The organism is Microcoleus sp. B5-D4, from assembly GCF_036705145.1.
Taxonomy (GTDB): domain Bacteria; phylum Cyanobacteriota; class Cyanobacteriia; order Cyanobacteriales; family Microcoleaceae; genus Microcoleus.
This window is the reverse complement of sequence record NZ_JAUBTV010000090.1, coordinates 1-12,454: the sequence shown is the minus strand read 5'-3', so window position 1 is coordinate 12,454 and position 12,454 is coordinate 1. Positions and strand designations below refer to the sequence as shown.

The window sequence follows — 12,454 nt, the reverse complement described above, 5'->3', positions numbered from 1 at the left end:
AACAGGCAAGATGCCTGTTCCACAACTAACAAATTTTTCTTGAACAGGCAAGATGCCTGTTCCACAACTAACAGATTTTTCTTGAACAGGCAAGATGCCTGTTCCACAACTAACAAATTTTTCTTGAACAGGCAAGATGCCTGTTCCACAACTAACAGATTATTGAACATTGAACAGGCAAGATGCCTGTTCCACAACTAACAGATTATTGAACATTGAACAGGCAAGATGCCTGTTCCACAACTAACAAATTTTTGATTGTGGAACGGGCCGGAGAGCCCGTTCTTAAAAATACTCAACACATTCTATTTACTCGGATCTGTTCTCTGTCGCAAAATAAATTCCGCTAGTGCTAAATCAACGGGAGTTGTGACTTTCAAATTCGTCTCTTCTCCCTCCACAATTTGCACTGGTAAACCGCATTTTTCAAACAAAGCCGCATCGTCTGTAACTTCCCAACCTTTTTGTCGCCCTTCTTCGTGACACTGCTTTAACAATTTCACTTCAAATCCTTGGGGAGTCTGGGCCGCCCACAAATTGCTTCTGTCAGGGGTGTCTCGCACGATCCGACGCTCATCTACGACCTTAATCGTATCCTTGACCGGGATGGCGACAATCAAGCCCGGACAGGTCAAGAGGGCCTCTGCAGATCGATCGAACAATTCAGCAGTTGCCAAACACCTCGCGCCGTCGTGAATCAACACTCGATCGGCATTGGGCGGCAAAGCTTGCAAACCGTTGTAAACTGACTCTTGCCTGGTGGCGCCTCCTTGAATCAGTTCCACGGGCTTAACCAAAGATAAATCGCTCAGAATTGCTTTAAAATCAGGAAAATCGTCTGGCTGGCCCATGATGCCAATCCAGCTAATGTGCTGCGAAGCTTCAGCCGCAGCCAAAGTCCAACTCAGCAAAGGTTTAGAGAGCAAAGTCAGCAGCAGTTTGTTCCGCTGACTCCCCATCCGTCGCCCCGAACCCGCTGCAGGAATTAATAAGTGCATTTACTAACCGTTTTTAACCCAACTAGATATATATAATAAGAGCGTCCTGTACTTTTGAGTCAGTTGTTTAGCTGTCAGCCAGTAGCTTTTAAGGTCTAGAAATACTATAAGCTGATAGTTGAGAGCCGATCTCTGAGAGCTACCTCGATCAATAATAGCCCGATCGTTTATGATGCGAATACTAGCACTTGTCCCTGGCGGGATTGGCGACCAAATTTTATTTTTCCCCACTCTTGATGACCTCAAGCAGTCTTATCCCGACGCGCAAATTGATGTCATCGTGGAACCGAGGGCAAAGGGTGCTTACCGAGTCTGCAAGTCGGTCAAAGAAGTCTTGACGTACAATTTCAAAGACCGCAACGCTATGGCAGATTTGGGCAATTTACTGGGCGTAATTCGCGATCGCGAATACGAAGCAGTTATTTCCCTAGGCCAGCGGTGGACTGTAGGGCTGCTGCTGTGGCTGACCGGCATTCCGCAGAGAGTTGGCTATTCGGGAACCAATGGCGCTCGATTTCTCACCGCTGCGGTACCGCTGAAAACTGAACAGTACGCGGCTTCAATGTACCACGATTTGCTGCAAGGATTTAACATTACAAATCCTTGTCCGGCGATCGCAATTAATGTACCAAAACAGGACATTCAGTGGGCGGAAGCCGAACAGCAGCGGTTGGGGGTAAAAGAAAGCGGCTACATTCTAATTCACGGCGGTTCCAGTCAATTAGCTGTGTCTAAAGGTATTGACAAAATTTACCCTACAGACAACTGGAAGCAAATAATTGAAGATTGTCAGCAGCGGCAGCCGAATTTGCCAGTTGTTGTTGTGAAAGGCCCCGAAGATGCAGAGTTCGTGACAAAGTTAGTCGAGTTATGTCCAAAAGTAAAAGTTATCTCGCCGGATGATGTCGGCAAGTTGGCTGCCACTATTGCTGCTGCTAATTTGATGATATGTACTGACAGTGCGCCCATGCACTTAGCTGTGGCGGTTCAAACTTATACAATAGCTTTGTTTGGCCCGACTGAACCGGCGAAATTGTTGCCAAAGAGCGATCGATTTTTGGGCATTAAATCTCCTACTGGCAAAATGGCGGACATCTCTCCTCAAGATGTTTTGAAGAAGGTTTGGGGCGGCTAAAAACCAAGGTTCGTAGTAAGGACTTTAGTCCTCTCTTTTTGAGCTGGTTCCCAGCCCAAAAAGGACTAAGGTTCTCACTACAAACATTCTTTATTAGGGTAATTGCCCAGACATGATATTACTCACCCTAAAAGCGCTGTAATTTACCGCCTGCCTATTTCTCGCAGCAATTCATCAGCCCAAACTCTATCTTCTTCCTTGAAACGGGGTACAGGTTCCCGATCGTAGTTTAATGTTAAATCAAATCGGGCGCGATCGTAAACCCCCATTAACAAACTCTGTAAATTCAACTCCGGTTCTGCATCTCCTGACTGCAAAGGAATGCTAAACACGGGAATTTCATCTCTAAGATTAAAAGCATATAATTGCGCTTGCGGCCGCTGATTTGATTTGGCGATCGAGATTCGGTAATCTGTCTGCGGAATTTCGCTGGTAAACGGCAGATATTTTCCGCTTCTGAGCAAATCTATCTCTACCAAATGCGTGAGAGTTCCTAAAACTTTCTGCCGCTTGTTAAGGTAAGCAGTTCTTCCTTCACCGGCACGTTTGTTAGCGGGAGACAAAATTTCAATGACTGTCACCACCCTGCCAGTTGTTACCTCTGTAATTTCTAAATAACCTTCCCTGCATTCTTCAGAAATTGGCAGAGTTACTGTTACAAATTCGGTGCGGGGCGGTAAAGTCATCACTGCTGATTGTGTCTGGGTTGTTGTCCTTGCAGCGACTACAGATACATCGGGAATCGCTATATCAACAGAGTCTTCCCCACCGCTCATATAAGTGCGTTTTTCGATCGCCACTCGATATTGCTGACTGAGATTTTGCTCTATGTCATCGGCGATTGCAACGATCAAACGGTGGTGTACTTCGGGCCAAAATTCGGGATTTTCTAAATAAGGGTTCATCCCTGGAAATGGAGAAGGCATTTTAGTACCTCATGGGCTATCGATTTAATTCAATTATACAATATCGAAAGTGCTGAGCTTAGGAAATTGCCATTGTAGTGCGCGAGGGCGGATCGAACCTGTAACCGTAACCCCGAATTGTTTTAATAAACTGCGACGCATTAGCATCAACTTGAATCATTTTCTTGCGAATCTGGCCGATATGTACGCTAACAACGTTCTCTTCTCCTGTGTCATTGCAGTTCCACCCCCAGATTTTTTCGATTAGCTGTTGGCGACTCCAAGATTGACCGGAATGACTTGCCAAAAAATACAAGATCTTAAATTCCAAGGTTGTTAACTTGACAATGCGATCGTTGAGTGTTGCTTCCCGGCGCCCTGAATCGATCGCAAATTGATCGAATACAATACGTGATGGAGTGACAGGCCTCATCCGTCTCAACACAACTTCTATACGAATTGCCAACTCTGCCAAACCAAAGGGTTTACAGATATAGTCATCAGCACCTGCAGACAGGACTTTAAGTTTATCAGCTTCGTCTGTGCGACTGCTTAGCATGATCACAAAAACATTAGTACGGCGCTGCATTTCCTGGCAGAGGTGATAACCTGTAGTATCTGGTAAATTCCAATCGAGAACGACTAGCAGTGGCTTTAATTTCTCAAACAATTCTAAAGCCGTCTCGCCATCTGCTGCCGAATCTACTTGATATTTCTGATTTAAAAAGCGATGAACTAGAGTGCGGATGGAAGCGTCATCATCCACAACGAGAATCTTGGGAGTAGTATCAGTAATCATCACAAAAAAGTTTCTTTTTCTTGTAAATTTAAAGCTGGCCATTTCCGAACAGCTTTAGTGAAGAGTAAAGCCCAAGTCGTTCCAACTAAACAGATTTTTTTCTGGCAATTCTTCTTTCAGCTTAGTCTTGAGGTCAAAAGGCTTTCCCCAATCCCATATTTCGATCTCTAGGCGTTCGTTAAATACTGCGATCGCCAGCTCGATTTTCGGATTTTCTACTGACCGATTTGTGTGGGCGTGGCGAACCGCATGGGCAAAACCCTCGATCGCAGCAAGTTTACAAAGCTGCAAAACTGTTTCGGGAATGGGTAGAAGCTCTAAAAAAAACTGCTCAACCCACCATAAAACTTGAGTAACAGCCTTGAGATCGCTACTTACTTGAAGCTTTATCTTGTGAAGAGGCTGGTTATAACTTCGATCGGATTGGGGAGTTCGTTGCTCTTGAAGCCAGTTAAAGCTATGTAAAACGTCGATTGCACGCTTAAAAAAATCCGCTTGAGTGCTAGGTTCGGGTGATACTATACCGGGCTGAAAATATTTGACAATTAACAGACAGTTTCGACCGGCAGACGTGCGGGTATAACTTAGCTCATCGGCAATTTTGCCAATAAGTTTTATACCTATTTTGCCTATTTCATCGATTTCGCTAAAATCTTCGTCACCGTGCGAGTTTCCGAATAATTTAAAATTCATTTGACTGACCTCTCTTGTTTATCAATAACTGCTTGTCTGTGTTCTGATCAAATCATCGCATCACTTTAATTGAGTGAAGTTGACCAGAGGTATAAACTTAGGTCTATTAGAGGTCGGTATAATCAAAGTATAGTCAAGGTATAATTAAACTACTGTCATGCAGAGTCCCTATCCTTCGCAAGAATCAGGACTGGGAAGCATTCCAGCCGTCTAAGAGATCCTTGGCAAGGCTCAGGATGATTTAAGTGCATGACGCGTAAGTTGTAATAAAGTTATATTGGGGGTTAACCTAGATGGATTGGCAAGAATTCCTTACAGGCGAATCTGGGAGACATGAATTATCTATGGAACAAACAGAAACATTATTAGCACTCTTCTCTCGTGAAAGAGTACCCCTAAATCAGACCGAGCTTTCATTAACATTAAGCATATCAGAACCTACTGTAAAACAGCGGATGGGAGAGATTTACAGGAAGTTTTCAGCCAGTTTTCCAGAACTTGATAACCACCAAGGTGCAGGTAAGTCGAGGATTCTGCATACTAAATTAAAACAGAAGTATTATCAACCATCACAACCAGTAGTTGCCCCCTACCCTGAAGAATTTATATCGTTAATAGAAGAAAAAATTCGCAGGTTTTGCGGGCGCGGATTTGTTTTTGAGACTTTTGAGCAATTTATCACCGACAATCCTCACGGTTATTTTACAATTATCGGGGATGCGGGAATGGGGAAAAGTTCGATCGTTGCCAAATACGTCTGGGAACATAAATCTCCCTGCTATTTCAATATTCTCGTCGAACGGCGCAACAGACCAGAATTGTTTTTGAAGAGCATTCGCCGCCAATTAATTGACCGCTATCAATTGCCAAAATCAGAAGACGCCGATTTACCAACTTTACTGGCACAGGTGGCGGGAAAACTCACGGCTGGCGATCGTTTGGTAATTGCAATTGATGCACTGGATGAAGTTGAACAAGAAGCGGGAGAAAATCTTTTACATTTACCTACAACTCTGCCCAATAACATATATTTTTTACTGACGAGGCGACCCTATAACCTCGGCAGAAAGCGGCTATCTGTATCGCCGGGAGTTCCGGTAAAAGAGTTAGATTTAAGAAATAGCAAGTATGTTAATGATAATCAGGAGGATATTAAAGAATATATTCGATTTGTTATCAACAGCGATTATGAGTATCAAAATGGACTCAGAAAATGGATTCAAACCCGCCGCATCCCTGATATAAATTTTGTCGAGCAAGTGGCAAACAAAAGCGAAAACAATTTTATGTATTTGCGGTATGTTTTGCCTGCAATTGCTAAGGGCGATTACAATGACCTGAATTTACAGGAATTGCCCGATGGGCTGCAAGATTATTATCAAAATCATTGGGTGCGGATGGGGATGGAAGCTAAGGCCGGGCAATTGATGGAGAATGTCTTGTATATTTTACTAGAGATTGGAACGCCGATTCCCTGCGAGATGATTGCTGGAATTGCCGAGGTGGATGAATGCGAGGTGGCACAGATTTTAGAAGATGAGTGGGTGGAGTATTTGAAAAAGCAAAATGTAGAGAAAGAAATCTGCTATACCATCTATCATGCTAGTTTCCTTGACTTTCTGAAAACCAAACGGGAGATGGATTCAAATCGGAGAATTTTTCGGGAAGTAAATCAACGGATTGCTGAGTATTTAGAAAAGGGGATGGCGTGAGATGGGAGAATTTGCTGACAAGTTAGCGGCCAAACCACTTTCCTATCAACGTGCTTATCTGGGGAGCTTACTGCCAAATTATGTCAAGTCAGGGAATTTAGAAAAGTATTATCAAAAACTGACTGATTTTAACTTTCTGATGGCAAAGATTCAGCATCCTGAGTTTGGGTTGCAGGCACTTATTGATGATTTCAATTTGGTTGACGATTCAGAAGCAGTAACTCACCCAGAATACAACTCAGAAACAGCGAAAGCCCTGAACTTGATTCAAAGGGTACTGTGGATGTCAGCCGATATTTTGGATGGAGATAAGACGCAACTGGCAGGGCAATTGTTAGGGCGCTTGTTGCACTTTAACATTCCAGCAATTCAGGCAATGCTAGAGGTAGCCCAACAGTGGAAAGCTGCAACTTGGTTGCGTCCTTTGACACCCTGTTTAACTTCCTCTCGCAGAGGATTGCTACGCACCCTAGAAGGTCATGGCGATTCGGTTCATGCAGTAGCCGTCAGTGCTGATGGGAAGCGGGCGATTTCTGGTTCATATGACAAAACCCTCAAGGTCTGGGATTTAACAACTGGAAAGGAACTGTTTACTTTCAATGGTCACAGCTACTCAGTCCATGTAGTAGCCATCAGCAGTGATGGGAAGCGGGCGATTTCTGGTTCATATGACAAAACCCTCAAAGTTTGGGATTTAACAACTGGAAAGGAAGAGTTTACTTTCAATGACCACAGCTACTCAGTCCCATTAGCCGTCACTGCTGATGGCAAGCGGGCGATTTCTAGTTCAGATGACAACACCCTTAAAGTCTGGGATTTAACAACTGGAAAGGAAGAGTTGACCCTCTATATCTATGGTTGGAGAAACTCGGCAAGCTTCGTAAATGCAGTAGCCGTCAGTGCTGATGGCAAGCGGGCGATTTCTGGTTCATATGGCAGCATTCTCATGGTCTGGGATTTAACAACTGGAAATGTATTGTTTGCTGCCAATCGGAGTCACTCCTACTCGGTAAATGCAGTAGCCTTCAGTGCTGATGGGAAGTGGGCGATTTCTGGCGGAGATGACAACACCCTTAAAGTCTGGGATTTAACAACTAGAAACGAACTGTTTACTCTTAGTGACAGTGATTCGGTAAACGAACTGTTTACTCTCAATGGTCACAGTGAATCGGTAACAGCAGTAGCCGTCAGTGCTGATGGGAAGCGGGCAATTTCTGGTTCATTGGACAAAACCCTCAAAGTCTGGGATTTAACAACTGGAAACGAACTGTTTACTCTCAATGGTCACAGTGAATGGGTAACAGCAGTAGCCGTCACTGCTGATGGCAAGCGGGCGATTTCTGGTTCAAGAGACACAACCCTCAAGGTGTGGGATTTAACAACTGGAGATGAACAGTTTATTCCCAATGGTCACAGCGACTCGGTACATGCAGTAGCTGTCACTGCTGATGGCAAATGGGCTATTTCTGGCTCAAATGACAACACCCTCAAAATCTGGGATTTAACAACTAGAAACGAACTGTTTACTCTCAAGGGTCACAGTGGCTCGATAAATGCAGTAGCCGTCACTGATGATGGCAAGCTGGCGATTTCTTGTTCATATGACAAAACCCTGAAGGTCTGGGATTTAACAACTCGAAAGGAACTTTTTGCTCTCAAGGGTCATAGTGGCTCGGTAACAGCAGTAGCCGTCACTGGTGATGGCAAGCTGGCGATTTCTGGTTCAGATGACAACACCCTCAAAGTCTGGGATTTAACAACTAGAAACGAACTTTTTACTCTCAAGGGTCACAGATACTTGGTAAAAGCAGTAGCCGTCACTGGTGATGGCAAACGGGCAATTTCTGGTTCAGATGACAAAGCCCTCAAAGTCTGGGATTTAACAACTGGAAACGAACTGTTTACTCTCAATGGTCACAGCAACTCCGTAAATGCAGTAGCCGTCACTGCTGAGGACAAGCGGGTGATTTCTGGTTCAAGAGACAACACCCTCAAAGTCTGGGATTTAACAACTGGAAACGAACTGTTTACTCTCAATGGTCACACCTACTTGATCAATGCAGTAGCCGTCACTACTGATGGCAAGCGAGCGATTTCTGGTTCATTTGACAAAACCCTCAAAGTCTGGGATTTGTTGAGTGGAAGTGTCATTGCGAGTTTCACGGGTGAAAGCCCGATCGCCTGTTGTGCTATTGCACCCGATGGACTCACAATTGTGGCAGGCGACGCATCGGGCCGCGTATATTTCCTGCGACTAGAAGGGATTACTGAGTATTTAGAAGAGGGGATGGCGTGAGATGGGAGAATTTGCTGACAAGTTAGCTGCCAAACCACTTTCCTATCAACGTGCTTATCTGGGCAGCTTACTGCCAAATTATGTCAAGTCAGGCTATTTAGAAAAGTATTATCAAAAACTGACTGATTTTAACTTTCTGATGGCAAAGATTCAGCATCCTGAGTTTGGGGTGCAGGCACTTATTGATGATTTTAATTTAGTTGACAATTCAGAAGTAGTAACTCACCCTGAGTACCGAGAAAAAGCGAAAGCCCTGAACTTGATTCAAGTGGTACTGTGGATTTCAGCCGATATTTTGGAGCGAGATAATACCCAACTGGCAGGGCAATTGTTAGATCGCTTACTTGACTTTAATATTCCGGCAATTCAGGCAATGCTGGAGGTAGCCAAGCAGGAAAATGCCGCAGCTTGGTTGCGTCCTTTGACACCGTGTTTTACTCCCCCTTGGAGTGGACTACTACGCACCCTCGAAGGTCACAGCGACTCAGTAAATGCAGTCACCGTCACTGCTGATAGCAAGCGGGCAATTTCTGGTTCGTGGGACAACACCCTCAAAGTCTGGGATTTAACAACTGGAAAGGAAAAATTTACTCTCAAAGGTCACAGCGACTGGGTATATGTAGTAGGCGTCAGTGCTGATGGCAAGCGGGTGATTTCTGGTTCCAGAGACACCCTCAAAGTCTGGGATTTAACCACTGGAAAGGAACAGTTTACTCTCAAAGGTCATAGCCACTCAGTATATGTAGTAGCCGTCACTGCTGATAGCAAGCGGGCAATTTCTGGTTCGTGGGACAACACCCTCAAAGTCTGGGATTTAACAATTGGAAAGGAACAGTTTACTCTCAAAGGTCATAGCGACTTGGTAAATGCAGTTGCTGTCACCCCCGACGGCAAACGGGCGATTTCTGGTTCCACAGACAACACCCTCAAAGTCTGGGATTTAACCACTGGAAAGGAACAGTTTACTCTCAAAAGTCACAGCCAGTCGATAAATGCAGTTGCTGTCACTGCTGATGGCAAGCGGGCGATTTCTGGTTCCAGAGACAACACCCTTAAAGTCTGGGATTTAACCACTGAAAAGGAGCTGTTTACTCTCAATGGTCACAGCTACTCGGTAAATTCAGTAGCCATCACTGCTGATGGCAAGCGGGCAATTTTTAGTTCATATGATAACACCCTCAAAGTCTGGGATTTAACCACTGAAAAGGAAGAGTTTACTCTCACAGGTCACAGCGACTGGGTAAAATTAGTCGCTGTCACCGCTGATGGCAAGCGGGCGATTTCTGGTTCCAGAGACACCCTCAAAGTCTGGGATTTAACCACTGGAAATATCATTGCTAGTTTCATGAGCGACAATCCGATCGCATCTTGCGCCATCGCCCCCGATGGAGTAACAATTGTGGCAGGCGACGAATCCGGCCGCGTATATTTCCTGCGGCTAGAAGGGATGGAGGCACTAACATGAATTCCTCACCTCTCTCAACTCCCATCTCTACCGCTGCTTACCCAAAAGAATTTCAGCAACTCCTGCGAGAAAAAACCGAGAATTTTACAGGACGCCAATTTGTTTTTTCTGCCATTTCCGACTTTCTGAGCTCCCACAGCCGCGGTTATTTCACAATTGTCGGCACTCCCGGCTGCGGCAAAAGTTCCATCCTCGCCCAATATGTCAGGGCCCATCCTCGCAGTATCTATTACAACGCTGGAGTTGAAGGCAAAAATCGAGCTGAAGATTTTCTCGCTTCAGTCTGCACTCAACTGATTGACAAATACCTTGCCGCCAATGGGGAAACATCCGAAATTGTCAAGCTCAAATCTCAACTTCAAAATCTCGAATCCGATGATGGGAGTTGGTTTCTGTCTTTGTTGCTTCAGCAAATTAGCGATAAATTAGTCGTAGCTTGCGAGACGGTACGTCATCGCCAAAAGTTGATAATAGTCATTGATTCTGTAGACGCGATCGCCCGCACGAGTCAGCCTCCCAGCTCAAATCTGTTTTATCTGCCGAGATATTTGGGCGATCGTACTTATTTTATCCTCGCCCGCCGCCCGTTTTTGAGAGAGAAATCCGGTTTGTTAATTGAAACCCCCTCTCAAACACTCGATTTAAGAGATTATCCCGCCCAAAATCGGGAAGATGTCCTTAACTACATTCAGCAATACCTATCAACCGCACCGGATTTGACTCAACCCGAATTCTGCCAACAACTCGCCACTGTCAGCGAAAACAATTTTATGTATCTGAGTCAGATGTTACCTGCCATTAACGAGAATCCACACCCCGATGCTAATCTGGGGGAGTCCTCACTTCTCTCTGAACTTCCTTCCGGTTTAGCAGCGTATTATCAAAACCACTGGCTGCGGATGAGAGGTGATGCTTTATCGGCAGTTGACTTGTCTGTGCTGAATGTTTTGGTACGATTCCAAACAGGTTTGTCTGTAAGTGCGATCGCCAATATAATTGATCGGGATGAATACGATGTTGAAAAAGTGTTAGACACTTGGATCGAGTTCTTAAATAAACAAGAAATTGGAGGAGAAATTTGTTATAGTTTGTATCATGATAGTTTCCGCGAATGGCTGGAAAAACAATCTATTTTAGAATGACGATCGTACCTAGATTTTCGCTGTGCCAGGCTATAGTCTTCCTTGTCCAGTCTTCCCGATCCCCCCTAACCCCCCTTAATAAGGGGGGACAAGAGTAGTCAAAATCCCAAGCGGAAAAAGAGGAGGACTGGAACACTCAAAGTCAACCCCTACTCCCCTTCTTAACGGGGATTTAGGGGGATCTAGACTCGAATATAAACGATAGATACAAAGGTTGTTAGGCTTAAGTTAACACCAACGAACACTGCCGCATCCTCACCCTAAACCCAATTTTCAAGCAACAATACAACAATGAAACGAGCAGTATTTCTTGACAGAGATGGCGTTCTCAATATCGAAGTGGGCTACATCCACAAAGTAGAAGATTTGCATTTAATCCCCGGAATAGCCCAAGCTGTACGCCGTTTAAATGACCAACAAATATTTTGCTGTTTGGTTTCCAATCAATCGGGCCCAGCGAGGGATTATAATCCGATTAGCCACATAGAAGCTTTGCACAAACGCCTTTGTCAGTTATTAGAAAATGAAGCCGGAGCGAGGTTAGATGCTCTTTATTACTGTCCTTATTTAAGCGCAGCAGAAGGCGGAACAAACCCCGAATTTACGCGGTATTCGACTTGGCGAAAACCAAATACAGGGATGTTGGTAGCGGCGGCTTGGGAATACGATTTGGATTTGCGAAATAGTTTTATGGTGGGGGATAAAGCGACTGATGTTGATATGGCTCACAATGCCGGCTGTACTGGCATTTTGGTGCAGACTGGTTACGGAGAAAGTGTGTTGAGTGGGGAGTATCAGCATCATACTAAACCTGATTTTATTACAGCAAGTTTAGCGACGGCGGTGGAGTGGATTTTGCAACACTTTGATTAGTCTTTGTAGTGGGATTTAAGTTGTTTCTCGTTGAGTCTTACAGGAAAGGGCAACGTAAGGAAGGGCGACTGTGAAGGTTGTACCCACGCCCATTTTGCTTTCGCAGGCTATCGCCCCTCCTTGCAATTCCACAGCTTTTTTAACAATTGTTAATCCCAAACCGTTACCTTTAATCTTTCCAGTATTCTTGCATCGGTAAAACATTTCAAATATTTTCCCTACTTCGGTTTCTGGGATACCGATACCTTCGTCTCGGATACGCATAATTAATAAGGGAGAGTTAATATTTGTAAATTGGGAATTGCCAAACAAACACTGAGGAGATAAGCAAAAAATAGCTTCTTTGTCTCCCTCGCCAGCTAGGGCGTCGGTTCAGTATTATGACTTGACAAAAAAGACTGAAAATGATATGTGAATTGAGAAGCCTGTTAAATTC

11 protein-coding genes are annotated in these 12,454 nt (G+C 44.5%); 6 read left to right on the top strand and 5 right to left on the bottom strand.

The window, feature by feature from the left end; genetic code table 11:
- Positions 1-305 precede the first annotated feature (305 nt).
- Positions 306-998, bottom strand: a complete 693-nt coding sequence (gene ispD / locus QUB10_RS28445) for a 2-C-methyl-D-erythritol 4-phosphate cytidylyltransferase (RefSeq protein ID WP_333206586.1) — start codon at positions 996-998, stop codon at positions 306-308.
- A gap of 172 nt (positions 999-1,170) precedes the next feature.
- Between ispD and QUB10_RS28440 the strand changes: the two genes are divergently transcribed.
- Positions 1,171-2,133: a glycosyltransferase family 9 protein gene (locus tag QUB10_RS28440; RefSeq protein WP_333206600.1), complete on the top strand. Its 963-nt coding sequence runs from the start codon at positions 1,171-1,173 to the stop codon at positions 2,131-2,133.
- A gap of 143 nt (positions 2,134-2,276) precedes the next feature.
- Here the strand turns inward: QUB10_RS28440 and QUB10_RS28435 are convergent, their stop codons facing one another.
- The 3 genes from QUB10_RS28435 to QUB10_RS28425 are packed head-to-tail and all read right to left on the bottom strand — an operon-like array spanning position 2,277 to position 4,530.
- A complete protein-coding gene (locus QUB10_RS28435; RefSeq protein WP_333206585.1) occupies positions 2,277-3,059 on the bottom strand; it encodes a DUF4058 family protein in 783 nt (260 codons plus the stop codon).
- A 58-nt stretch (positions 3,060-3,117) separates the two neighbouring features.
- Complete coding sequence (locus tag QUB10_RS28430) at positions 3,118-3,837, bottom strand: response regulator transcription factor (RefSeq protein ID WP_333206584.1); 720 nt, start codon at positions 3,835-3,837, stop codon at positions 3,118-3,120.
- 54 nt (positions 3,838-3,891) lie between these two features.
- The gene (locus tag QUB10_RS28425) at positions 3,892-4,530 is read right to left on the bottom strand and encodes an ATP-binding protein (RefSeq protein WP_333206583.1); all 639 of its coding nucleotides are present in this window, start codon (positions 4,528-4,530) and stop codon (positions 3,892-3,894) included.
- A 293-nt stretch (positions 4,531-4,823) separates the two neighbouring features.
- Between QUB10_RS28425 and QUB10_RS28420 the strand changes: the two genes are divergently transcribed.
- From QUB10_RS28420 to QUB10_RS28400, 5 genes are all read left to right on the top strand, one after another.
- Complete coding sequence (locus QUB10_RS28420) at positions 4,824-6,242, top strand: ATP-binding protein (protein ID WP_333206582.1); 1,419 nt, start codon at positions 4,824-4,826, stop codon at positions 6,240-6,242.
- A gap of 1 nt (position 6,243) precedes the next feature.
- Positions 6,244-8,538, top strand: a complete 2,295-nt coding sequence (locus QUB10_RS28415) for a WD40 repeat domain-containing protein (RefSeq protein ID WP_333206581.1) — start codon at positions 6,244-6,246, stop codon at positions 8,536-8,538.
- A 1-nt stretch (position 8,539) separates the two neighbouring features.
- On the top strand, positions 8,540-10,003 hold the full coding sequence (locus QUB10_RS28410; protein WP_333206580.1) for a WD40 repeat domain-containing protein: 1,464 nt from the start codon (positions 8,540-8,542) through the stop codon (positions 10,001-10,003).
- Positions 10,000-11,145 carry an AAA family ATPase gene (locus QUB10_RS28405; RefSeq protein ID WP_333206579.1) on the top strand — a complete coding sequence of 382 codons (1,146 nt, stop codon included), beginning with the start codon at positions 10,000-10,002 and terminating at the stop codon, positions 11,143-11,145. The genes QUB10_RS28410 and QUB10_RS28405 overlap by 4 nt, the downstream gene beginning before the upstream one ends.
- Before the next feature lie 291 nt (positions 11,146-11,436).
- Positions 11,437-12,018 (top strand): HAD family hydrolase, encoded by a 582-nt coding sequence (locus QUB10_RS28400; protein ID WP_333206578.1) that lies wholly within the window; start codon positions 11,437-11,439, stop codon positions 12,016-12,018.
- Positions 12,019-12,033: 15 nt separating this feature from the next.
- Here QUB10_RS28400 and QUB10_RS28395 read toward each other — a convergent pair whose 3' ends face one another.
- Positions 12,034-12,282 (bottom strand): sensor histidine kinase, encoded by a 249-nt coding sequence (locus tag QUB10_RS28395; protein WP_333206577.1) that lies wholly within the window; start codon positions 12,280-12,282, stop codon positions 12,034-12,036.
- Positions 12,283-12,454 lie beyond the last annotated feature (172 nt).